Source organism: Brevundimonas vesicularis, assembly GCF_027105095.1.
In the GTDB taxonomy this organism is placed as follows: domain Bacteria; phylum Pseudomonadota; class Alphaproteobacteria; order Caulobacterales; family Caulobacteraceae; genus Brevundimonas; species Brevundimonas vesicularis_E.
Genome location: NZ_CP114278.1, coordinates 2162421 through 2183746 on the forward strand (window position 1 = coordinate 2162421; position 21326 = coordinate 2183746).

General features: G+C 67.4%; 22 protein-coding genes. 10 read left to right on the forward strand and 12 right to left on the reverse strand.

Annotation, left to right across the window (positions count from 1 at the left end; genetic code table 11):
* Positions 1 to 9 precede the first annotated feature (9 nt).
* Entirely contained in the window at positions 10 to 468 is a 459-nt protein-coding gene (tadA, locus tag O2K97_RS10745) for a tRNA adenosine(34) deaminase TadA (protein ID WP_269219258.1), read from the forward strand.
* A gap of 48 nt (positions 469 to 516) precedes the next feature.
* Complete coding sequence (locus O2K97_RS10750; RefSeq protein WP_269219259.1) at positions 517 to 942, forward strand: MliC family protein; 426 nt, start codon at positions 517 to 519, stop codon at positions 940 to 942.
* Here the strand turns inward: O2K97_RS10750 and O2K97_RS10755 are convergent.
* From O2K97_RS10755 to O2K97_RS10765, 3 genes are read right to left on the reverse strand one after another with little or no spacing between them, the layout of a single operon-like run.
* Positions 939 to 1526, reverse strand: a complete 588-nt coding sequence (locus O2K97_RS10755; protein ID WP_269221133.1) for a GNAT family N-acetyltransferase — start codon at positions 1524 to 1526, stop codon at positions 939 to 941. The two genes, O2K97_RS10750 and O2K97_RS10755, sit on opposite strands and share 4 nt — an antisense overlap.
* Complete coding sequence (aroB, locus tag O2K97_RS10760; protein ID WP_269219260.1) at positions 1526 to 2632, reverse strand: 3-dehydroquinate synthase; 1107 nt, start codon at positions 2630 to 2632, stop codon at positions 1526 to 1528. Before aroB ends, O2K97_RS10755 begins: the two co-directional genes overlap by 1 nt.
* Positions 2629 to 3195, reverse strand: a complete 567-nt coding sequence (locus O2K97_RS10765; RefSeq protein WP_165117140.1) for a shikimate kinase — start codon at positions 3193 to 3195, stop codon at positions 2629 to 2631. The genes aroB and O2K97_RS10765 overlap by 4 nt, the downstream gene beginning before the upstream one ends.
* Positions 3196 to 3320: 125 nt before the next feature.
* Here O2K97_RS10765 and O2K97_RS10770 point away from each other — a divergent pair, with 125 nt between their 5' ends.
* From O2K97_RS10770 to O2K97_RS10795, 6 genes are all read left to right on the forward strand, one after another.
* On the forward strand, positions 3321 to 4223 hold the full coding sequence (locus O2K97_RS10770; RefSeq protein WP_269219261.1) for a site-specific tyrosine recombinase XerD: 903 nt from the start codon (positions 3321 to 3323) through the stop codon (positions 4221 to 4223).
* A gap of 17 nt (positions 4224 to 4240) precedes the next feature.
* Positions 4241 to 4465, forward strand: coding sequence for a DUF1902 domain-containing protein (locus O2K97_RS10775; protein ID WP_269219262.1), 225 nt, complete (start codon positions 4241 to 4243; stop codon positions 4463 to 4465).
* A 63-nt stretch (positions 4466 to 4528) separates the two neighbouring features.
* On the forward strand, positions 4529 to 4723 hold the full coding sequence (locus tag O2K97_RS10780; protein WP_269219263.1) for a type II toxin-antitoxin system HicA family toxin: 195 nt from the start codon (positions 4529 to 4531) through the stop codon (positions 4721 to 4723).
* 90 nt (positions 4724 to 4813) lie between these two features.
* On the forward strand, positions 4814 to 5761 hold the full coding sequence (locus O2K97_RS10785; RefSeq protein ID WP_269219264.1) for an acetyl-CoA carboxylase carboxyltransferase subunit alpha: 948 nt from the start codon (positions 4814 to 4816) through the stop codon (positions 5759 to 5761).
* 131 nt (positions 5762 to 5892) lie between these two features.
* Positions 5893 to 6444, forward strand: a complete 552-nt coding sequence (locus O2K97_RS10790) for a response regulator (protein ID WP_017506018.1) — start codon at positions 5893 to 5895, stop codon at positions 6442 to 6444.
* Entirely contained in the window at positions 6441 to 6920 is a 480-nt protein-coding gene (locus O2K97_RS10795; protein WP_269219265.1) for a chemotaxis protein CheE, read from the forward strand. Before O2K97_RS10790 ends, O2K97_RS10795 begins: the two co-directional genes overlap by 4 nt.
* Here O2K97_RS10795 and O2K97_RS10800 read toward each other — a convergent pair.
* The 7 genes from O2K97_RS10800 to O2K97_RS10830 all read right to left on the reverse strand — a co-directional run bounded on the left by O2K97_RS10800 (position 6905) and on the right by O2K97_RS10830 (position 15458).
* Entirely contained in the window at positions 6905 to 8791 is a 1887-nt protein-coding gene (locus tag O2K97_RS10800) for an ABCB family ABC transporter ATP-binding protein/permease (protein ID WP_269219266.1), read from the reverse strand. The two genes, O2K97_RS10795 and O2K97_RS10800, sit on opposite strands and share 16 nt — an antisense overlap.
* Positions 8792 to 8865: 74 nt before the next feature.
* Positions 8866 to 9882: a threonine aldolase family protein gene (locus tag O2K97_RS10805; protein WP_269219267.1), complete on the reverse strand. Its 1017-nt coding sequence runs from the start codon at positions 9880 to 9882 to the stop codon at positions 8866 to 8868.
* Complete coding sequence (locus tag O2K97_RS10810) at positions 9882 to 10835, reverse strand: mechanosensitive ion channel family protein (protein WP_269219268.1); 954 nt, start codon at positions 10833 to 10835, stop codon at positions 9882 to 9884. Before O2K97_RS10810 ends, O2K97_RS10805 begins: the two co-directional genes overlap by 1 nt.
* Positions 10836 to 10887: 52 nt before the next feature.
* Entirely contained in the window at positions 10888 to 12576 is a 1689-nt protein-coding gene (locus O2K97_RS10815; RefSeq protein ID WP_269219269.1) for a cisplatin damage response ATP-dependent DNA ligase, read from the reverse strand.
* A gap of 98 nt (positions 12577 to 12674) precedes the next feature.
* Positions 12675 to 13139 (reverse strand): RcnB family protein, encoded by a 465-nt coding sequence (locus O2K97_RS10820; RefSeq protein ID WP_269219270.1) that lies wholly within the window; start codon positions 13137 to 13139, stop codon positions 12675 to 12677.
* 124 nt (positions 13140 to 13263) lie between these two features.
* Positions 13264 to 15081, reverse strand: coding sequence for a response regulator (locus O2K97_RS10825; protein WP_269219271.1), 1818 nt, complete (start codon positions 15079 to 15081; stop codon positions 13264 to 13266).
* An 80-nt stretch (positions 15082 to 15161) separates the two neighbouring features.
* The gene (locus O2K97_RS10830; protein WP_269219272.1) at positions 15162 to 15458 is read right to left on the reverse strand and encodes a BolA family protein; all 297 of its coding nucleotides are present in this window, start codon (positions 15456 to 15458) and stop codon (positions 15162 to 15164) included.
* A 45-nt stretch (positions 15459 to 15503) separates the two neighbouring features.
* On the opposite strand from O2K97_RS10830, the gene O2K97_RS10835 reads away from it, so the two are divergent.
* Positions 15504 to 16172, forward strand: coding sequence for a J domain-containing protein (locus tag O2K97_RS10835; RefSeq protein WP_039247646.1), 669 nt, complete (start codon positions 15504 to 15506; stop codon positions 16170 to 16172).
* 4 nt (positions 16173 to 16176) lie between these two features.
* Here the strand turns inward: O2K97_RS10835 and O2K97_RS10840 are convergent, their stop codons facing one another.
* A complete protein-coding gene (locus tag O2K97_RS10840; RefSeq protein WP_269219273.1) occupies positions 16177 to 16854 on the reverse strand; it encodes an SDR family oxidoreductase in 678 nt (225 codons plus the stop codon).
* Between the two features lie 39 nt (positions 16855 to 16893).
* Entirely contained in the window at positions 16894 to 18069 is a 1176-nt protein-coding gene (locus O2K97_RS10845) for an N-acetylmuramoyl-L-alanine amidase family protein (RefSeq protein WP_269219274.1), read from the reverse strand.
* 509 nt (positions 18070 to 18578) lie between these two features.
* Between O2K97_RS10845 and O2K97_RS10850 the strand changes: the two genes are divergently transcribed.
* On the forward strand, positions 18579 to 21293 hold the full coding sequence (locus tag O2K97_RS10850; RefSeq protein ID WP_269219275.1) for an Rne/Rng family ribonuclease: 2715 nt from the start codon (positions 18579 to 18581) through the stop codon (positions 21291 to 21293).
* Positions 21294 to 21326: the final 33 nt, after the last annotated feature.

The following is a 21326-nucleotide window of genomic DNA, read 5'->3' on the forward strand; positions in this document are numbered from 1 at the left end:
GAGCGGTTCATGCGCATGGCGCTGGACCAAGCGCAAGCGGCGGCGGACGCAGGAGAGGTGCCCGTGGGCGCAATTCTTGTCGATCCTGCCTCAGGTGAGGTAATTTCGACCGGCGCCAATGGTCCGATTGCGGCTCGCGACCCCACCGCCCATGCCGAGATCGTCGCCCTGCGGCGCGCGGCGACGGCGCTGGACAACTATCGCCTGACCGGCCTGACCCTCTATGTGACGCTGGAGCCCTGCGCGATGTGCGCCGGCGCCATCAGCCACGCCCGCATCGGCCGCGTCGTCTGGGCCGCCGACGATCCAAAGGGCGGCGCCGTCATCCACGGCCCGCGTCTGTTCGAACAACCCACCTGCCACTGGCGCCCCACCACGGACTCAGGCCTTCTGGCGAACGAGGCGTCCAGCCTGCTCAAGTCGTTCTTCCGTCTGCGACGGGGAACGGCGACAGGCGGCGCACGTTAGACCGCCGCGAAAGCGGCGCCGTTGGGCGACGCCGTGGAGGGAAAGACCTTGTTCAAGCCGGATCTGCCGCAACCGATCGTGTTCAGCGGCTTGGCCGCCCTGGCCCTCCTCACCGCCTGCGGCGCCGATCCCGACAAGGCTCCGCGCACCGGCGACGAGGTCAAGGAACGCGCCATCCAGGCCCAGACCGCCCGCCAGCGCACCGGCGCCGAAATCCAGGACCGCACCCTGAACCGCGTCGTCCACACCGTCTATTTGTGCGACAATGGCGAGCGTCTGTCGGTCGACTTCGACAACCCGCGCCAGATGGCCACCATCCGCAATTCGTCCGGCGAGGCCATCGACCTGTATCAGGAGCGCGCCGCCGACGGCATCTGGTATCGCGCCTCCAACGTCGAACTGCGCGGCAAGGGCGTCCTCGCCACCTGGTCCGTCGAAGGCCGTCAGCCGACGGAATGCCGCGCGGTGGACTAAGCGAAAGCCGCCAGTCGCCGATCCAGCCCGTCGCGCACCGAGGGCCAGTTGTCGTCGATGACGGCGAACATGGCGGTGTCGCGCGCCCGGCCGGTCCAGGTGATCTTGTGCTTGCGCAGGACGCCCTCGGCCTTGGCGCCTAGTTTCAGGATGGCGGCCTGGCTCTGGACGTTGACGGCGTCTGTGATGATCTCGACCCGCACCGCGCCCGCGTCGAACGCATGCCCCAGCAACAGCCGCTTGCAGGCCGGGTTGATCGCCCCGCCCCGCGCCTCGGGCCGATAGAAGGTCGAGCCGATCTCGCAGCGGCGATAGGCGGGATTGATCTCATATAGGCTGGTCGTCCCGACCACCGCCCCGTCCGAGCGCCGCCGCACCGCATAGGCGATCCGCATCTGCGCCTCCATCGCCGCCATCGCGGCGTTCCACCACGCCTCGAAATGATCGCCATAGGCGGGCGCCACCATGATCTCCCAGGCGTCGGGATCGCAATCCAGAGCCGCGCGGACCTCGGCTTTCAACCCGTCCTCGAACGGCTCCAGCCGCACGAAGCGGTCCTCCAGCGGCCCCATGCCGATCCGCATCACGCGGTCGCGCCTTCCTCGATCAGGAAGGCCCGCACCTTGGCCTGATCCACGCCCTTGGCGACGAAGGCCTCGCCGATGCCGCGCGCCAGGATCAGGGTCAGCGCCCCGCCCTCGGCCTTCTTGTCCCCGGCCATCAGGGCCAGCAGTCGGTCGGCCGCGAACGATCCTGCCTGATCCAGCCGCGTCGGCAGCCCAGCCGCCGCGACCACCGTCTCGACACGCGCCACGTCGTCCGCCGAACACAGGCCATCACCCGCCGAATAGCGGAAGGCGATGCAGCAGCCGAGCGCCACCGCCTCGCCGTGCGCCAGCGCCCCCTCGTCGAAGCCGACCTCGGTCTCAATCGCATGGCCGAAGGTGTGACCTAGGTTCAGCAGGGCGCGTCGTCCCGCCTCCTTCTCGTCCTCGCCGACCACCGCGCTCTTGATCTCGACCGAGCGGATCACCGCCCGTTCCAGCGCCGCCGGATCGCCCTGCGCGCCCGCAGCCCCCTCGCCTGCCAGCCAGTCGAAGAAGGGCGCGTCACAGATCAGCCCATGCTTCAGCACCTCGGCCCAGCCGGACCTCACCTGGCGTTCCGGCAGCGTGGCCAGCACGTCGACATCCGCCAGCACCAAACGCGGCTGATGAAACGCGCCGACCAGGTTCTTGCCGCGCGGGGTGTCGATGGCTGTCTTGCCGCCGACAGACGAGTCGACCTGGGCCAACAGGGTGGTGGGGATTTGCACGAAGTCGATGCCGCGCATGAACAGGGCTGCCGCCAGCCCGGCCAGATCGCCGACGACCCCGCCGCCCAAAGCGATCACCACATCCTTGCGATCCAGGCCGATCTCCAGCAGCCGGTCCAGCACGCGCTCCAGCTCGGCGAAGGACTTGGAGCCCTCGCCCGCCGGCACGGCCACGATCTCGCTGGTCACGCCCGCCGCCGTCAGCGACGCGGTCAGGGCCTGGGCGTGGATGCCCGCAACCGTCTCGTCGGTGACGATGACCGTCCGCCCCTTGGCCAGCGGTGCAATGTGTGCGCCGGCCTGCGCCAGCAGCCCGCGTCCCACCACGACGTCATAGGCGGCAAAGGCCCCGCCGCTGACCGGAATGATCGTCATTGCGGGGTCTCCGTGCGTCGTCTCTGGCGCCAGTGTCGGCGCAGGTTCTTGTGAATGGCGTCCACCGCCTGACCGTGCGAGCCCTGCCCGACGTCCACGGTCACATCGGCCTCGCCGTAAATGGGATAGCGCGCTTCGGCCAGGCCGGTCAGAACCTCCAGCGGATCCTTGCCGCGCAGCAGGGGCCGCGTGTCGCGCCGCGCCACCCGTTCCGCGATGACCGCCAGATCGGCCCTCAACCAGACCGTATCGGCCTTGGCCTTCAGTAGCGCCCGCGTCTCCGGGTTCATCATCGCCCCGCCGCCGGTCGCCAGCACGATGGGCGGGCCCTCCAGCAGGCGGCGGATCACCCGCGCCTCGCCCGCGCGGAACTCGGCCTCGCCCAGGGCGGCGAAGATTTCCGACACCGTCATCCCGGCCGCCGCCTCGATCTCCACATCTCCGTCCGCGAAAGGCAGTCGCAGCCGATTGGCCAGCCGACGACCGACTGACGATTTGCCCACCCCCATCAGGCCGACGAGGGCTATGGTGCGGGTCGGACCCGGATTCGCGCGCCGCCTCATCCGGCGGCTCCGGCGGAACGGTCGGTCGAGAGGAAGGCGAAGGCGAAGGCGCGGGCAGGCATGATCCAGAAAACCTCTACACCAAGCCTGACCTTGCGCCAGTCGTTCAGGCTGCGGATCGCCGCATGACGCCCCAGATCGAGGCCTTTCTGGAGATGATGGCGGTCGAACGCGACGCCTCGCCCCATACGCTGTCCGCCTATGGCCGCGATCTGGCGGACGCGGAGACGGCGCTGTCGGACGCCGGCGGGCTGATGAAGGCCGACGCCGAGGCGGTCGAAGCGTGGTTCGCGGACCTGTCGCGGCGCGGCCTGTCCGCCGCCACCGCCGCCCGTCGCCGCTCGTCCGCGCGGCAGTTCTACCGCTTCGCCCTGGCCGAGGGGTGGCGCACCGACGACCCGTCGCGGCGCCTCGACGCCCCCAAACAGGGCCGATCACTGCCCAAGGTGTTGAGCCGCGCCGAGATAGACGCCCTGCTGGCCGCCTCAGCCGCGCGCGACGCGGCGGCGGGCCTGCGCCTCGTCGCCTTGGTCGAGATGGCCTACGCCTCCGGCCTGCGGGTATCCGAACTGCTGGGGCTGAAAGTCGAGGCCGTTCGGCGCGACCCCGCCTATCTGATCGTACGCGGCAAGGGCGGCAAGGAACGGCTCGCGCCCCTCAACACCGCCGCTCGCGAAGCGATCAAGGCCTGGCTCGTAGCGCGCGACGCGAAGCGAAAGCCTGAGGTGCCCGACAGTCCCTGGCTCTTCCCCTCCTCCGGCCGCACCGGCCATCTGACCCCGCGCCGTTTCGCCCAACTGTTGGACGAGGCCGCGATTACCGCCGGCATCGACCCCGCCCGCGTCAGCCCCCACGTCCTGCGCCACGCCTTCGCCACCCACCTGCTGGAAGGCGGCGCGGACCTGCGCGTCGTCCAGACCCTGCTGGGCCATGTCGATATCGCCACGACCCAGATCTACACCCATGTGGCCACCGACCGCCTGTCCCAGGTCGTCCACCAAAACCACCCCTTGGCGCGCGACGACTGACAGCGCATATTCCGAACATGGCTGAAGAGTTCTACGTCAAGGCGATCTGGGATCCCGAGGCAGGGGTCTGGTGCAGCGAGTCGAACATTGTTGGGTTGGTGCTGGAAACGGCGACGCTCGGAGAGTTCGAAAATCTTGCGCGCCATTTCGCGCCTGAGCTGCTGGCGGAGAATCTGGGCGTTCACGGCGCTGTTCCAGTGCGCTTCGAAGCGGCTGGTGGATTTGACGTGATCGCTGCGTGACCGTGCGTTGAGCCGGAAATGTCGGCGGCGATGATGCGCGATCTGCCCTGATCGGAAACCGCCATGCCGAAAGACTTCTACCCCGAACTGATCACCCTCCTCTCCGCCGCCGGCTGGCGTCGTGTCGCCAACGCCAAGGGCAGCCATGAGAAATGGCGGCATCCCGACCGACCGCACGCCGTTATCGTGCCGCGCTCCAAAAGCCGCCATACCGCAAACTCGGTTCTCAAAGATGCCGGTTTGCCCAAGGCGTTCTGAACCCCCGCTTGCCCGGCGGCGTTGACCTCTCTAGGTTCGCGCGCCTTCCCCAAGGGCGCTTTCGCCCGTTTGCAGTTCCCGGACGCCTTGATGGCCACGCACTATCTCGACTTCGAAAAGCCGATCGCCGATCTGGAAGCCAAGATCGAGGAGCTGTCGCTGCTGGCCGACACCTCGGGCGACATCGACCATGAGATCGAGGGCCTGCGCAAGAAGGCCGAGCAACTGCGCAGGAAGACCTACGCCGGCCTCGACCCCTGGATGAAGACCCAGGTCGCGCGCCATCCGCAGCGCCCGCACTTCATCGATTACGTCCAGAGCCTGTTCACCGACTGGAACGAACTGCACGGCGACCGCCAGTTCGGGGACGACCAGGCCATCCTGGGCGGTCTGGCCCGGTTCCGCGGTCGTCCGGTCGTCATCATGGGCCACGAAAAGGGTCACGACACTGCGACCCGCATCACCCACAACTTCGGCATGGCCCGGCCAGAGGGCTATCGCAAGGCCGTGCGCCTGATGGACATGGCCGAGCAGTTCGGCCTGCCGGTTCTCAGCTTCATCGACACCGCCGGCGCCTATCCGGGCCTGGGCGCCGAGGAGCGCGGCCAGGCCGAGGCCATCGCCCGCTCGACCGAGCGCTGCCTTACCCTAGGCGTGCCCTCCATCGCCACCATCACGGGCGAAGGCGGTTCGGGGGGCGCCATCGCCATCGCTGCGGCCAGCCGCGTGTTGATGTTGGAGCACTCGATCTATTCGGTCATCTCGCCCGAGGGCGCCGCCGGCATCCTGTGGCGCGACGGCGCGCGGGCCAAGGATGCGGCTATGGCGATGAAGATCACCGGTCCAGACCTGATGCAGTTGAAGATCGTGGACCGCCTGATCGAAGAGCCTGTTGGCGGCGCCCATACCGATCGCGACACGGCCATGGCCAATGTCGGCGACGTGCTGGCCGAAGAGCTGAAGGGCTTTGACGGCCTTACGCCCCAGCAGATCAAAAAGCGCCGCGCGGATCGCTTCTACGCCATCGGCGCCCTCTGACGCTTGATCGCCCGAGTCAGCGTTAACGCAGCATCCACCCTCGTCTGCCAAGCTCCGCCCTTCGTTTAGGGGCATCGGGGTTTGCGACCGGCCATGAGTCTATCGGCGGGCCAGACGGGGGCCTTGGGGTCATGAGCGGCGGCGAGTCTCTGCGCGAAAGCGCCGTCTTCAACCTGGGCGGCGCGATCACGATGATCGTCGACGATTCGCCGTTTTCGCTGACACTGACCTCCAACGCTTTGACCGGCTTCGGCATCCGCCCGACCTATGCCTGCGGCACGGGGACCGAGGCCCAGAAGCTGCTGACCGACAAGCCCGTCGATCTGCTGGTCGTCGATACAGACATGCCTGACATCGACGGCTTCGAACTGGTGCGCTGGCTGCGTCGCTCGGGCGCCAATCCCAACACCTTCACCCCCGTGATCATGACCGCGAGCCATATTCGTCGCGGTCGCGTCGCCGAGGCGCGCGACTGCGGCGCCAACTTCGTCATCACCAAGCCGTTCAGCCCGGCCCTTCTGCTGGAGCGAATCCTGTGGGTCGCGCGCGACAGCCGGCCTTTCCTCGAGGTCGGAGACTATATGGGCCCCGATCGCCGGTTCCGGCATACCGGCTATGAAGGGGTCGAGCGTCGCGCCGACATGATCCGCAAGGCGAACGGGATGGAGACCTTGGCCCTATGACCGTCATCACCCATACCCAGCGCAAGTCCCGTCTGTCCGAAATGCTGGATCGCCCCGGCGGCGTCAGCGTCGGTGTCGCCCTGGCCCAGGCCCGCGCCAATCTGGACGGACTTCAGGATCAGGCCCGCGCCATCATCGGCGACAATATCGCGGCACTCCTCGCAAAGCCCGATCCGAACCTGATCGAGCCGATGCGGCTGGACCTGGCCTATTCCGCCTCCAGCCAGATCATCGACGCCGCAAGCCCCTTTTCTATGGACGACCTTTGCACGGCGGCGAAGGGTCTGTGCGACCTGCTGGACGCCGCGCCGCGTCAGGGCGGTTTCGACTGGCGCATCGCCACGGTCCACGCCCAGGCGATGAAACTGCTGCTGGCCCTGCCGCCCGAGGAGCAGGCCGCGCGGACCGCCATCCTGACGAACCTGCAAGAGGTGCTCAGAAAGAAGCTGCCGGCCGCCGGTCAGTCCGCCATCTGAGGCGTCTTTCCGCCGCGCGTCTGTTTGCGCCACAAGGCCGCATACTCCCCACCCTGTCGGGCCACGAGTTCGTGGTGCCCGCCGCGTTCGACGATCCGCCCGGCCTTCAGCACCAGAATCTGGTCTGCGTCCGCCACGGTCGACAGCCGGTGCGCGACCACCAGGGTCGTGCGGCCGTTCCTGGCCTTACGCAGGGTCTTCTGGATCGCGGCCTCGGTGCGGCTGTCCAGGGCGCTGGTGGCCTCGTCCAGGATCAGGATGCACGGATCGGCCAGCAGCGCTCGGGCGATGCCCACCCGCTGGCGTTCGCCGCCCGACAGCTTGAGACCTCGCTCGCCGACCTTGGTCTGCATCCCGTCCGGCAATCCACGAATGAAGTCGGCCAGTTCCGCCGCCTCCGCCGCCGCCCACACCTGCCCCTCGTCCGCCTCGGGCCGGGCGAAGGCGATATTGGCGGCCAGGGTGTCGTTGAACAGCGCCACATCCTGAGGCACCAGCGCCACCGCCGATCGCAGCGAGGCCTGGGTCACCTCACGCGCATCATGGCCGTCGATCAGCACGCGCCCTTCCTGCGGATCGAGCAGACGCAGCGCCAGTTTGACGATGGTGGACTTGCCCGCGCCCGAGGGGCCGACCAGCGCCGTCGTGGTGCCCGGCGCGGCGTAGAAGCTGACGCCTTCCAGCCCATTGGCCCGCGCGTCGTGGCGGAAGCCGACGCCCTCGAACGCCACCGACGCCCCGCGCGCATCGACAGGCCGCGGCAGGGCGGCGGCGTTCGGCGCATCGGCGACCTGCGGCGTCTGCCGCGTCACCTTCAGCATCTCCTCCATGTCGATGAAGGACTGACGGATTTCCCGATAGGCGAAGCCCAGGATGTTCAGCGGTGCATACAGCGAGATCATGATCAGCACCGCGGCCGTCACGTCGCCCGGCCCCATCCTTCCGGCCGCCGCCTCGAACCCGGCCATCACCGCCATGACGCCCAGGCCCAGGTTCATCACCAGGGCCTGCATCCCGTTCAGCATGTTCAGCGAACTGTTGGCCTTCAGCGACGCCTCGGCATAGTCGCCCAGCGCCCGGTCATAGGTCTGGGCCGCGCGCGTCTCGGCCCCGAACGACTTGACCGTCTCATAGTTCAGCAGGGCGTCGACCGAGACGCCGGCGGCCTCGGAATCGGCCGCATTCATGATCCGGCGATGCTCCAGTCGCCAGTTGGACATGGCGAAGGTGGCGGCGGTGTAGATGACGACCACGACCACCGCGACGGCGGCGAAACGCCAGTCGTATTTGGCCCCCAGCACCCCGGCCGCCAGCACCAGCTCCACCCCCGTCGGAACCAGGTTGAAGGCCAGGATGCGCAGCAGGAAGTCCACCGCGCGCGATCCCCGGTCCATCGTCCGCGACAGGGCGCCCGAGCGTTTGGTCTGGTGAAAATCCAGCGACAGGCTCAGCGCATGGGCGAAGGCCTCGGCCGCCGTCGCGCGCTGGGCGGCGGCGCGCACCGGCGCGAACACTACGTCCGACACCAGGGGCGACGCAGCCGACAGGAACCGCACGACGGCCCAGCCTATGGCGAAGGCTGCAAAGCCCAGGCCGACGGCGGTCGCCGCACCCTGCCCCGCCGCCAGACGGTTGACCGCCGCGCCCAGCACCAGCGGCGCCAGAACGCCCAGCCCCTTGCCCGCCAGCGTCAGCAGTATGGCCGAGATCAGCCGCAGTTTCAGGTGCGGCGCGCCCGATCGGGCCACCAGCCGCGCCAGATCCGCCAGCGCCGTCAGCGTCGGAGGTCCGTCCGTCTTGTCCTGTGGGCTCCCTGCCTGCTGCGCCTTGACCATCGGGTCACGCCTGCCGCCGGAGCGTTCGCCTCGCATCGCCATGGTCCGCATATGGAAAGCCAATGCGACCGGGGAAAGGCCACGCTGGCGCGCAAGCGGGGATTCGTCGCTCAGCCCAGACCGGCGACCGCCTCGATCAACTCGTCCACGGCCGCTTCCTGCGTCGCCCATGAACAGACGAAGCGCACCGAACCGTCATCGAAGGCGTAGCAGGCCCAACCCATTTCGTTCAGGCGGGCGTGCGCCTCTGGCGGCATTCGCACGAAGACCGCGTTCGCCTCCACCGGATGGGCCAGGACGAAGGGCGACCGCCCCGCGATGCCGGCCGCCAAGCGCTGCGCCATCAGATTGGCGTGGGCGCCGCCCGATTCCCAATCGCCGCTTTCCAGCAAGCCCAGCATCGGACCCGACAGCAGACGCGTCTTAGACGACGTCTGGCCCGCTTGTTTCAGACGGTTGTCCAGTCGCCGCGCCAGGCTCTTGTCGAACAGCACGATCGCCTCGGCGCAGTTGGCGCCCGCCTTGGCCCCGCCGAACACCAGCACGTCCACGCCCAGGCGCGGAATGTCCTTCAGGTCAAAGCCGGCGGCGACCGCATTGGTCAGGCGCGCGCCGTCCATGTGAACGCCGTAGCCCAGCGCCTTGGCCGGTTCGATCAGGTGGCGCAGCTCTTCCTCGGTATAGACCGAGCCATATTCCGTGGCCTGGGTCAGCGACAGGGCGGCGGGCGGCTGACGATGCCCGACTTCGGGTTCGCCCAACTGCGCCTGCAGGGCCAATGGATCGATCTTGCCCGAGAACCCCGGCAGCCCGATCAGGCCGACACCGTGACCGAAGAAGCCCGGCGCGCCCGTCTCGTCGGTGCAGATGTGCGCCGCATGGTGCGCCAGCACCGCCTCATAGGGTTGGGCCAGCATCGACAGGGCGATGGCGTTGGCCGCCGTCCCGCTGAAAACAAAACGCACCTCGGCGTCGGCATCCAGACGCTGGCGGATCTGGTCGGCGGCGCGGGCTGTGACATCGTCTGCGCCATAGGCGCGGGCGAATCCCTTGTTGGCGCGCACCAGGCCTTCGATGGCGCTCAGCGCCATGCCGGCGGTGTTATCGGAGCCGAAATCGTAACGCATCAACGGTTCGTCGCCTTCAGATCGGCCGTATCGTCTTCGACCGTGCGGACGCGCACGACCGGCACCACATCCTCATCGCCATAGGGCACGGCGACCTGATGCGGGAACGGAATCTCGATCCCGGCGGCGTCCAGCGCCTCCTTGCCGCCCTGCATCAGATCGGCCTGGGTCTGCCACCAGTCGCCGACCTTGACCCAGGCGTGCAGCGTCACCTGCACCGAGCTGTCCAGCAGGCCCGTCACGCCAGTCCACGGATGGGGATCGTGCAGCACCTTGTCGTGTGCGGTGGCCATATCCGCCAGCACGCAGCGCGCCTGGTTCAGATCGTCGCCATAACCGACCGTGAAGTTGATCTCGATCCGGCGCGTCTGCTGGCCGGTCAGATTGGTCAGCGGATCGCTCAGGACCTTGGAATTCGGAATGACGATCTTGTGGTTGTTGGCGTTGGACAGTTGGGTCGTGAACAGGTCCAGGCGCTGCACCGTGCCGCTCATCCCGCCGACATCGACCACGTCGCCGACCCGGTAGGGCCGCAGCACCAGCAGCATGATCCCCGACGCCACGTTCGACAACGTGCCCTGCAACGCCAAGCCCACCGCCAGGGAGGCCGCGCCCAACACGGCGATGATCGAGGTCGTCTGAACGCCCAGCCGCTGCAGCACGGCGATCATGCCGATGATGATCACCACAACCCGCACCACCTGCACCGCAAAACTCAGGACGGTCGGGTCATGTCGGAAGCCGCGCACTCGCGACAGCGTCTTGCGCGCCGCGCCGGCCGCCCACTTCGCCACAAACAGGGTGGCGACGAAGATCAGGATGGCGATGGTCAGGTTGATCGCGAAATCGCCCGCCATGTCGGTCAGCTTGGCGATCATGGCGGCGTCGATCGAAACGGCCTTACGGCCTGCGGCCACCGCGTCGGCGACTTCGTTGGAAAGAGGCAGAGACATGAGGTCGGGTCTAACGCCTGACGCGACGATTGGAACCCCCGAATGCCCGATTTCAGGCCTTTGCGATCCGCCCGCCGCCGCTTTCGATGGCGTCCAGCAGGTCCATGACATCGTCGATGGTGTTGGCCTCTCGCGCCGGCTTGTCCCAGCGAATGCGGCTGACGCGCGGGAAGCGCATGGCCACGCCCGACTTGTGCCGCGTCGAGCGGTTCAGCCCCTCGAAGGCGATCTCCAGCACCAGGCCGAAATCCCGCTCGGCCCGTACCGACCGCACCGGCCCGAACCGGTCGATGGTGTGATCGCGCACGAACTTGTCGAGCTGCTTCAACTCTTCGTCGGTGAAGCCGAAATAGGCCTTGCCCACCGGCGTCAGCGCCCCTTCCGGCGTCCAGACGCCGAAGGTGTAGTCGGAATAGAAGCTGGAACGCTTGCCGTGCCCGCGCTGGGCGTACATCAGGACGGCGTCAATGACGTGGGGGTCGCGCTTCCACTTGAACCACGGTCCCTTGGGTCGCCCCGCCAGATAGGGGCTATCCCAGCGTTTCAGCATCAGGCCTTCCGCCGCCGCCCCGACCGGCGGATCGGCGCGCAGCCGCGCCAGTTCATCCCAATCGGCATAATCGACCACCGGCGACAGGTGCAGCCGCTCGCCGGCATGACCATTGACCAGCGCCTCCAATCGCGATCGACGCTCGCGCAGCGGCAGGCCGCGCAGATCCTCGCCATCCTGGGCCAGCAGGTCATAGGCGACGACCGCCGCCGGAAAGGCCTGCATCGCCTTGGCGTCCACCGACTTGCGGTTCAGCCGCTGCTGCAGGTCCCCGAACGGCGCCACCGCCCCGTCGCGCCAGACGATCAGCTCGCCATCGATCGCGCCTTCGAACGCCAGGGCCTCCATCACATCAGGAAAGGCGGCGGAAATCTCGTCGCCGGTGCGGGAATAGAGCTTGCGCACCTCGCCCTCCAGCACCGCCTGAACCCGGATGCCGTCCCACTTCCATTCGGCCGCATAGTCGGTCGGCGACAGTTTGGGCAGATCGACCGCTTCATCGATGGCGACGGCCAGCATGACGGGTCGAAATCGGCCGGGCGCATCCGGGCTGGGCCGCTCCGCTCTGCCCTCAAGCCAGGCGAACAGGTCGGCGTAGGGCGGCTCGACCGCGTGCCAGACCTCCTCGATGGCCGAGGCGTCGAGCGCCTCCAGCGTCCTCTGCGCCTCCTCCCCGTCCGGCGACGGCGGTGCCATCACGGCGTCCGGACGCATCATGGCCGCCGCCGTCTTGGCCAGCCGCGCCGACAGACCGATACGCAAGGCCCCGGTCATCAGCTTCAGCAGCGCCCACCGTCCTTTCGGCTCCAGCGCATCCAGCCAGCCTTCTAGAAGACCGCGCACCTCCGCCCGCGTGGCGGTCCTCAGCGCCTCGACAACCTCGGCCAGTTCGGGCTCGCGGTTCGGTCGATGGTCCGGCGTCACGGGCCAGATCAGGGCCACCGTCTCCGCCAGATCGCCCACATAGTCGTAGGACCAGCCGAACAGTACGCTGTCGACCCGGCCTTCGACCGCTTTTCGGATCATGGCCGGCTTGGCGGCGTCGAACGTCAGGTCGCCGGTCAGGGCCGCCAGCGCCCATCCCCTATCGGGATCAGGCGTCGCCCTCAGATAATCGCGCACCAGCACCAGCTTCGCATTGCGCGAGGCCGTCAGGGACAGTCGGTCCAGTAGCTCGGCGAAGGCGCGCATCGTCATCCATCTTGGGCGCCGGAAGCGTCGCCGTCCTCCTCAGAACGAAAAACGCCCCGGAGGTTTCCCTCCGGGGCGCATCTCAAATCTTCAGCAGATCAGTTGAACAATCCGGCGATAACGGCGGTGATCAGACCACCGGCGACGGCGGAAAGAACCACGTCATTGCCGCTGCGGACATATTGATAGCCACGGGGCGGCGCACGCAGGCCATAGCGGTCGTAGTCGTTCACCACATAGGCGTTGGTGCGATAGTAGGACGGCATCCGCTGACCATAGCTCCAGGTCCGAACCGCATAGCCGCGCGGCGGGACATAGCGCGGGGCGTAGTAGCGACGTTCCGCACGCTGCCAGCGCTCATAGGCGCGCTGTTGCTGGCGGTACTCGCGACGATCCTCACGCAGCTCGCGGCGGTAGTCGCGGCGGTCGTGACGATAGTCGCGACGATCATCCCGCTGCTCGTAGCGGTGGTCATGGCGGGATTGCGCGGAAGCCGCGCCGGCGGCGCCCAGGGCGGTTGTGGCCATCAGGGCGGCCATCGTGGCGGTCAGGATCTTTCTCATGATCGTGTCTCCATCTGCGCCGAAGAACGTCGGCTTGGGTGCAGTTATGGAGCAAGGCGACTGAGGCGAGCCTGAACCGGCGTTATCGGCTGCGGTTCATGTCCCGAACACAGGCTCGCCGCAATCAGGCGGCGACCGAGGTTTCAGGCTGCGGCGCAACCATCTGCGCCACAGCCTCGCGCCCGCCGCTGACGCGCCCCATCAGGGCGGCCAGGGCGCCGAAGTCGATCGGCTTGTTGAGATAGGCGTCCGCACCCGCTGCAAGACCGGCCTCGTGATCCTCGTGGCGCGCCGACGCAGACAGGACGACGATGGGTGTGCCGGTATTGAGACCGCCTTCGCGGATCAGACGCGTTGCCGTCAAACCGTCCATCACCGGCATGTTCACATCCATGATGATGAGGTCGAACGGCTGCTCCTTGGCGATATCGACGGCGACATGGCCGTTCTCCGCTGTCGAGGTGACGTGGCTGGCCGAGCTCATCCAGGCCTCCAGGATCATGCGGTTCACAGGGTGATCCTCGACCACCAGGACGCGCAGCGACTCGCCGCCCTCGATTTCGGCATGAACCTCGGCCGCCGCGACGGGCTTGGCCCATTCGACGACCTCGGCCTCGATTTCCAGGGTGAAGCACGAGCCCTCGGCGAGCTTGGACGTCACAGTGATGTCGCCGCCCATGATATTGGCCATGCGCCGCGCGATGGTCAGCCCCAGACCCGTGCCGCCAAACCGCCGGGTCGAGGAGGTGTCGACCTGGGTGAACGGCATGAACAGCCGCTCCAGATCGGCTGCGGCAATACCCGCCCCGCTGTCCTGAACGATGAATTCGAAGCGCGCGCGCTGGTCCGAGACACGGTGGCCGCGCACGAGGTAATGGATCTGGCCAGTCTCTGTGAACTTGACCGCGTTGGACAACAGGTTCTGCACGACCTGACAGACCCGCAGCGGATCGCCGCGCACCACCGTCGGAATCTCACCTTCCATGGTCGAGACGAACGCTAGCCCCTTGGCCTCGGCCTGGGCCTCGAACGGGCCTGTGATGCGCTTGCTGAGGTCTTCGATGACAATGTCGACGACCTCGAAGTTCATCTTGCCCGCCTCGATCTTGGTCATGTCGAGGATGTCGTTCAGCAGGGACAGCAGGTTATCGCCAGAGTTGCGGATGATCGAGAGATACTCCCGCTGCGTCGCCTCCAGACGGGTCGCGCTAAGCAACTGGGCGGCGCCCAGCACGCCGTTCATGGGCGTGCGCAGCTCGTGCGAGATCACACCCAGGAAGTTCGACTTGGCTTCGTTGGCGGCGTTGGCCTTGTCGCGGGCGGCTTCCAGCTCTTCGATCAGATGGGCCTGGTGGGACTGAAACGCCCGGATGCGGTCTTCGCGCAGCAGAGTCATGGTCACAAGAACGAACAGACCGGCCGCGGTGAAGGGCAGAACCGCCAGCATCGACCAGAACTCGGACGTGCCCCACAGGCTGAAAAGGATGATCGTCGCAGCCGCGCCATAGGGCGAGGAGATGATCACGGCCTGACGCGGCGAACTGCGCAGCTGTGCGAAAACCAGCACATAGCCGGAAATGATCAGGGCGAGCGCGAGAGGGCGTCCAAATTCGGAGGGCGAGAACCAGGCCAACAGAGGCGCGATCGCCCAGGCGCCCGTCGTCACGGTGGCCACGATCGGGAAGATCAGGCCCCAGTTCTTGCCAACCCGCTGACTGACCCGACGCTCGACCAGCCCCCGAAGCGATCCAGCTGCGACGGTTCCGCCGAACCACAGAAGCGCCGGCCACAAGCCCACCGTGCCCAGCAGGCCCACCGCCCAGGACGCGATGATCAGGTAGCGGAGATACTGCGTCTGCAGGATGGCGGTCAGCGCCTGAGCCGCGTCGCCGGCGCGTTCTTCGCCCGGGAGCGCCTTCGCGACGCCGTCTGATTCCACCATAAGCCCAGATCCCCACGTTCTGTTTGGTCGCATGACGCTAAGACGAAGGTTCTAAGACGGTGTGAACGTGGTTCTTTCGGTCACGACGCCTCCTCCGGCGTCAGCGCCTTGATCGAAAGAGCGTGGACCGGTCCGGCCATCTCGTCCTTCAAAAGGGCGTTGACCGCGCGCTGTCGCGCCAGCCGCGACTGCCCCTGGAAAGCGGCGGACACGATCACCAGATTGAAATGGCTTTCGCCGCCAGGCCTGGCGTCCATTCCGCCTTCATGATGATGTCCGGCGTGGCGCCAGCTGTCGTCTTCGACCTCCAGACGCACGGGCGACAGCCCTGCCGTCAGTTTTGCACGAATAATCGTCGCCACCGGGCCTTCAGACATGATCGATTCCTTGATGCTGTCCCAATCGGGCTTACACTTCGGCTGATGTCCGCCTCCTTTCAATACAAGCCGCGCTTCACCGACATTCGGGTGAAGCCGCCCAAGCCCGAGGAAGAGGCGGCGAAAGCCGACGTCCTGCACCTGAAGCCCGGCGAAAAGCCATGCCAGTGGCCCGACTGTCGCCGGGCCGCCGCCGCCAAGGCGCCCAAGTCGCGCGAACGTCTGAACGACTTCTATGAGTTCTGCCAGCCGCACGCCGGCGAATACAACAAGGGCTGGAACTTCTACGCTGGCATGACCGAGGGCGAGATTCGCGCCGCCCAGGAAAACGAGGCCATGACCGGCGGGCGCCCGACATGGGAGATGCAGGCCGGCAAGTTCACGCGCGAAGCCGCCGCCTTCGCCGCCAAGATGGGCACCTCGAACACCACCGGCGCCGGCTCATGGCGCGACAGCTTCGGCCTGTTCGGGCGCAAGGGCGATCAGGCGCCGCAGTCCGCGACCGAGGACCGTCGCATCGGCAAGCTGGAACGCGCCGCCCTCGCCGACCTCGACTTGGACCCGGGCGCGGACAAGGCGAAGATCAAGGCTCAGTATCACGAGTTGCTGAAGCGGTTTCACCCCGACACCAACAGCGGCGACCGCAGCGCCGAGGCCAAGCTGCAACGCGTGATCAAGGCCTGGAAAACGCTGAAGAAGGCCGGCCTGGCCTGACGGTCTAGTCGGCGTAGATCATCTTGCGCGTCATGCCGCCGTCCACGGTTAGCACCTGCCCCGTGACGAAGCCCGCTTCGGCGAGATAAAGCACCGCCCCGGCGATATCCTCTGCGCGGCCGACGCGGCCGACCGGATGCTGTTCGTGATCGACAGGACGCAAATTCTCGCCGTCCGAAATCCAGCCGGGCGCGATGGCGTTGACCCGGATCCGAGGACCTTCGCTGATCGCCAGGGCGTGGGTCAGGGCGAACAGCGCGCCCTTGGACGCCGCATAGGCCTCAGTGTGCGGCTCGGACATGAAGGCGCGCGTCGAGATCATGTTCACGATGGCGCCGCCCTCGTTCAGTCTCGGAATGGCGGCGCGGCTCATCAAAAAGGCGCCGGTCAGATGGCTGTCGATGGTGTTGCGCCAGTCCGCCAGCGACAGCTCAGCCAGCGGGCCGTTCACCGGATCGGCGATGCCCCCGTTGTTGACCAGCAGGTCCAGCGACGACCAGCCCAGCGTCTCGAACGCCTGTTTGACCGAGTCCTCATCACCCAAATCGCAGTCGATGTGACGCGCTTCGCCCTCTCCCGGCTTCAGGTCGAAGGAGGCGACTTCCCATCCGTTGGCCAGCAAGGCCCTACAGACGCCCGTTCCGATCAGGCCTGATCCGCCCGTGACAATCGCTTTTTTCATGGTCGGGAAACCGGCGACAGCCGGCTTGGTTGCGCCGGATCAGGGCTGACCGGCCGCCTGGATGTTCGCGGCAGCCATCATCGGGCTCAACGGCTCGCGGAAATAGCGATCAATCCCGTCCGCCACCGACTTCATCAGGCGACGGCGCGCGCGCTCGTCGGTCAAAAGCCGCTCGTCCTCGGGATTGGTGATGAAGCCCATTTCCAGCAGCACGGCCGGCACGTCGGGGGCCAGGAGCACAGCCAGACCCGCATCGCGATGGCTGCGGCGCAGGAGAGGATGGTCCGAGCCTTCCAGGTGCGTCAGCAGAACGCGCGCGAACTGGGCCGAGCGGTTCTGGGTCGCACGTTGCGTCATGTCGAGCAGGATGCGATCCACCGACGGGTCGCGCCCCGGCAGGTGCAGCTCGCGGTGCCAGTTGTCGCCCCGCGTGAACTCACGCACCGCCCGGCCGGCGCCCTGCTCCGACAGGGTATAGACGCTGGCCCCGCGCAGCGCCGGATCGGCGCCCGCGTCGGCGTGCAAGGAAATGAACAGATCGGCGTCGGCCTGACGCGCGATGGAGACGCGGCGATAGAGGTCGACGTAGCGGTCGTCGGTCCGTGTCAGGCGCACGCGATAGCGGCCGTTCTTCTCAAGCTCGGCCTTCAACGCCAGGGCGGCAGCAAGGGTGACCTGCTTTTCCTGGGCGCTCGCGCCGCTGGCGCCGGGATCATTGCCGCCATGGCCGGCGTCGATGACGATCAGGGGGCGTTCGGCGCGACGTGGCGGCGCGCTGGCGCGCGGCGGCGGTGAGGTCGAGGCGCGCGCGGCGGCTCCGGTCGCCTTCAGGTCCACGACATAGCGATAATGGCTGACGCCGTCGCCGGGCGGCAGCAGGAAGCGCCGTTCGATCTCGCTGCCGCGCGCCAGTTCCAGCTGAACCCGCGACGAACCGCCGGACGAAGTGACCTCATAAGAGCGCACCAGACCCGAACCGCCGCCGTTCAGACCGCGTCCTGGCGCGACGCCGCTGAGGGCCAGCACCACACGGCCTTCGCCGCCCGCGTCGATGACGCGTCCCTGCGCCGTCTTGTCCAGATCGATGACGACGCGGGTCCGATCGCCGTCGGCGCCGAAGCGCACCGCCAGCACATCGCCCTGCGCGCCCCAGGCGAAACCGCGCGTTGCGGACAGACCGACCATGCAGATGACCACGAAGGCCAGGGCGGTCATCGCCCACTCCTTCGCGCCCCAGCGCATCAGACCTGTCAAAACGCGACCGCTCATCTGCGTCGGCGAACCCGGTTTAAGCCTACTTGAACCTCATCATGACAGAGGCTCGTATTCAGGGGGTTAAGGCGAGCGCCTTTTAATTCTCCCGTTGCATGACTATGCTGTGACCGCTCGCGAACCGATCGCGCCGATTTCGCCTCTGCGAATCTTGGCGCGCCCTCCTCGCGGCGTTGACTTTCACCAATCCTAGAACCGCCCCGGCCTGGCCGATGGTTCGAAGAGCGGACCAGGGACGCGGCCTTCCTCAGGGATTGGCGCGCCCGGTTCAGGACCGACGACCTCCATGGGCCTTTACGCCTGCGCTCCCCGACGGCTTGATCAAGCCTGTTTCGCCCTCCGCGGCGAAGGGATGTCGCACGCGTCGGCCCCTACCCCCATTCGGCGAGCCGCCATGACCCTGCCCGGTGTTCCGGGACGGTCGGCCTGTGCGCGCCAGAGAGAGACTTTCCATGTCAAAGACCATGCTGATCGATGCGGCCCACCCGGAAGAAACCCGGGTCGCCATCGTGGACGGACGCCAGATTGAGGAATTCGACTTCGAATCCCGTGCGAAGCGCCAGCTTCGCGGGAACATCTATCTCGCCAAGGTCACCCGCGTAGAACCCAGCCTGCAGGCCGCCTTCGTCGAGTACGGCGGCAATCGTCACGGCTTCCTGGCCTTCAACGAAATCCACCCGGACTACTACCAGATCCCCGTCGCCGACCGCGAAGCCATCATGGCCGAGGCGCATGACGACGAGGACGACGACGATCTGGATCGGGAATCCACCGGCGACGATGTCGATCCGGAGGCCGCCCTGGCCGACGAAGAGCGGCTGAAGCGCCGCCTGATGCGCCGCTACAAGATCCAGGACGTCATCAAGCGTCGCCAGATCCTGCTGGTTCAGGTCGTCAAGGACGAGCGCGGCGCCAAGGGCGCGGCCCTGACCACCTGGCTGTCGCTGGCCGGACGTTACTGCGTGCTGATGCCCAATACGGGCAAGGGCGGCGGCATCAGCCGCAAGATCACCAACACCTCGGACCGTCGTCGCCTGAAGAGCGCCGTCTCGGCCCTGGACGTGCCCAAGGGCATGGGCCTGATCATCCGCACCGCCGGCGCCAAGCGCACCAAGGCGGAGATCAAGCGCGACTATCAGTATCTGCTGCGTCTGTGGGAGACGATCCGCGAGACAACCCTCGCCTCCCACGCCCCCTCGCTGATCTACGAAGAAGAGAACCTCGTCCGGCGCGCCGTGCGCGACATGTTCGACAAGGACTTCGACGGCATCCAGGTCGAGGGCGTCGAGGGCTTCAAGGAAGCGCGCGACTTCATGCGCGTGCTGATGCCGGCCCAGGCCAAGAAGGTTCACCTTTACCGCGGTTCGCGCCCCCTGTTCGCCGCCAACGGCATCGAGGAGTTGCTGACCCAGATCCACCAGCCGGTCGTGCCCCTGAAGTCGGGCGGCTATCTGGTGATCAACCAGACCGAGGCCCTGGTGGCCATCGACGTCAACTCGGGTCGTGCGACCAAGGAGCGCAACGTCGAACAGACCGCGTTCAAGACCAATCTGGAAGCGGCCGAGGAAGCCGCCCGCCAGCTGCGTCTGCGCGACCTCGCCGGCCTGGTGGTCATCGACTTCATCGACATGGACGAGGGCAAGAACAACCGCACCGTCGAGCGCGTGTTGAAGGAAGCCCTGGCGGCGGATCGCGCCCGCATCCAGATGGGTCGCATCTCGCCGTTCGGCCTGATGGAGATCAGCCGCCAGCGCCGTCGCCTGGGCGTAATCGAAGGCGCCACTGAATCCTGCCCGCACTGCCAGGGCACCGGCCGCATCCGGTCCGCCGAGTCCGCCGCCCTGATGACCCTGCGCGCCGTCGATATCGAGGCGGGCAAGAACGGCGCGGGCGTGGTGATCCTGAAGGTCTGCACCGCCGTCGGCCTGTACATCCTGAACCACAAGCGCGCCTATCTGCAGTCGCTGCTGGAGCGCCGCGGCCTCAACGTCATCGTCCAGATCGACGACAGCCTGGGCCAGGGCGAACACAACATCGAGCGCACCGAAACGAACGAGGACTTCGTCGCGCCCGAGATCGAGATGCCCAACCTCGACGACGACTTCGACGCCTCGCTGTACGAAGACGAGGATGAGGACGACGACGAGGAGATCATCGCCGACGACGATGACGACACGGTCGAATCCTTGGATCGCGAAGACAGCGATGACGACGAACCGCGCGAACGCTCAGAGCGTCACGAAGGCGGTCGCGATCGCGGCCGTGGGCGCAACCGTCGCCGTCGCGGCGGTCGTCGCGACGAGGAAACCTCGGACGTCGAGGCCGTCGATACGGTCAGCGTCGACGACGCCTCGGACGATGAGGAAGACGAAAACGGCCGCCGCCGTCGCCGTGGCCGCCGTGGCGGTCGCCGCGTCCGCGAGGATGGCGAGCGCGACGTCTACACCTGGGTCCGCGGCCGCACCCCGTCGCTGGACGATCCCTATGTCTGGTTCGACCCGCTAAACCCCGGCCGCTCGGAAGGTCGCCCGGAACGCGGCGAGCGCCCCGAGCGGGCCGAACGCCCCGCTGTCGCTCAGTCCGAGGGCGAAGGCCTGGATGTCGTCGCCCATAGCGGCGCCGGCGAAGGCTCCGGCGAGGAAGGCGGCCGTTCACGCCGTCGTCGTCGTCGCGGTCGCGGCCGTGGCGACGGTTCCGTCAGCCACGAGATCAAGGTCGAGAACCGCGCCACCAACGAAGGCATGCCGCCCGACGGCTCGCCCGAGACGCCGATGGCCGTCATGGTCGAGCCGACCGAGGCCGTCGAGACGGCCGCCCCGGCCATCGCGCCCGAGCCTCAGCGTCGTCGCGTGCGCCGCAAGTCGGCCAGCGCCACTGTCGAGATCGCGACCGAACCGCATCCCGACACCGCCATCGAGCCGAACGAGGCGACGGTCCAAGGCGCGCCGGTCGAGCTGGACGTGACCCCGCACGAGGCGCTGGCCGCCGAACCGGCCGAAGTCGCCCCGGTCGCCGCCCCGACGGAGGCGCCGGTGATCGAGGCCGTGCTGGCCGAGCCCTTCGTCGCCCCCACGCCGGAGATCGACGTTCAGGCCATCATCGCCGAAGACCCGAACCAGATCGTCGCACCGCCCGAAAAGCCCAAGCGCGGGTGGTGGCGCCGCTGATCGGTCACGATTAGACTGTCTGGATACAGGCGG

What these genes read in the sequence shown, in the direction of transcription:
- O2K97_RS10790 (WP_017506018.1), top strand. Translation starts at nt 5,893, where the DNA reads ATGAGCGGCGGCGAGTCTCTGCGCGAAAGCGCCGTCTTCAACCTGGGC.
- O2K97_RS10810 (WP_269219268.1), bottom strand. Translation starts at nt 10,835, where the DNA reads ATGTCTCTGCCTCTTTCCAACGAAGTCGCCGACGCGGTGGCCGCAGGC.
- O2K97_RS10765 (WP_165117140.1), bottom strand. Translation starts at nt 3,195, where the DNA reads ATGAGGCGGCGCGCGAATCCGGGTCCGACCCGCACCATAGCCCTCGTC.
- O2K97_RS10835 (WP_039247646.1), top strand. Translation starts at nt 15,504, where the DNA reads ATGTCCGCCTCCTTTCAATACAAGCCGCGCTTCACCGACATTCGGGTG.
- O2K97_RS10845 (WP_269219274.1), bottom strand. Translation starts at nt 18,069, where the DNA reads ATGACCGCCCTGGCCTTCGTGGTCATCTGCATGGTCGGTCTGTCCGCA.
- O2K97_RS10850 (WP_269219275.1), top strand. Translation starts at nt 18,579, where the DNA reads ATGTCAAAGACCATGCTGATCGATGCGGCCCACCCGGAAGAAACCCGG.
- O2K97_RS10785 (WP_269219264.1), top strand. Translation starts at nt 4,814, where the DNA reads ATGGCCACGCACTATCTCGACTTCGAAAAGCCGATCGCCGATCTGGAA.
- O2K97_RS10800 (WP_269219266.1), bottom strand. Translation starts at nt 8,791, where the DNA reads ATGCGAGGCGAACGCTCCGGCGGCAGGCGTGACCCGATGGTCAAGGCG.
- aroB (WP_269219260.1), bottom strand. Translation starts at nt 2,632, where the DNA reads ATGACGATCATTCCGGTCAGCGGCGGGGCCTTTGCCGCCTATGACGTC.
- O2K97_RS10755 (WP_269221133.1), bottom strand. Translation starts at nt 1,526, where the DNA reads ATGCGGATCGGCATGGGGCCGCTGGAGGACCGCTTCGTGCGGCTGGAG.
- O2K97_RS10825 (WP_269219271.1), bottom strand. Translation starts at nt 15,081, where the DNA reads ATGGTGGAATCAGACGGCGTCGCGAAGGCGCTCCCGGGCGAAGAACGC.
- tadA (WP_269219258.1), top strand. Translation starts at nt 10, where the DNA reads ATGCGCATGGCGCTGGACCAAGCGCAAGCGGCGGCGGACGCAGGAGAG.
- O2K97_RS10795 (WP_269219265.1), top strand. Translation starts at nt 6,441, where the DNA reads ATGACCGTCATCACCCATACCCAGCGCAAGTCCCGTCTGTCCGAAATG.
- O2K97_RS10830 (WP_269219272.1), bottom strand. Translation starts at nt 15,458, where the DNA reads ATGTCTGAAGGCCCGGTGGCGACGATTATTCGTGCAAAACTGACGGCA.
- O2K97_RS10770 (WP_269219261.1), top strand. Translation starts at nt 3,321, where the DNA reads ATGACGCCCCAGATCGAGGCCTTTCTGGAGATGATGGCGGTCGAACGC.
- O2K97_RS10840 (WP_269219273.1), bottom strand. Translation starts at nt 16,854, where the DNA reads ATGAAAAAAGCGATTGTCACGGGCGGATCAGGCCTGATCGGAACGGGC.
- O2K97_RS10820 (WP_269219270.1), bottom strand. Translation starts at nt 13,139, where the DNA reads ATGAGAAAGATCCTGACCGCCACGATGGCCGCCCTGATGGCCACAACC.
- O2K97_RS10805 (WP_269219267.1), bottom strand. Translation starts at nt 9,882, where the DNA reads ATGCGTTACGATTTCGGCTCCGATAACACCGCCGGCATGGCGCTGAGC.
- O2K97_RS10775 (WP_269219262.1), top strand. Translation starts at nt 4,241, where the DNA reads ATGGCTGAAGAGTTCTACGTCAAGGCGATCTGGGATCCCGAGGCAGGG.
- O2K97_RS10815 (WP_269219269.1), bottom strand. Translation starts at nt 12,576, where the DNA reads ATGCGCGCCTTCGCCGAGCTACTGGACCGACTGTCCCTGACGGCCTCG.
- O2K97_RS10780 (WP_269219263.1), top strand. Translation starts at nt 4,529, where the DNA reads ATGCCGAAAGACTTCTACCCCGAACTGATCACCCTCCTCTCCGCCGCC.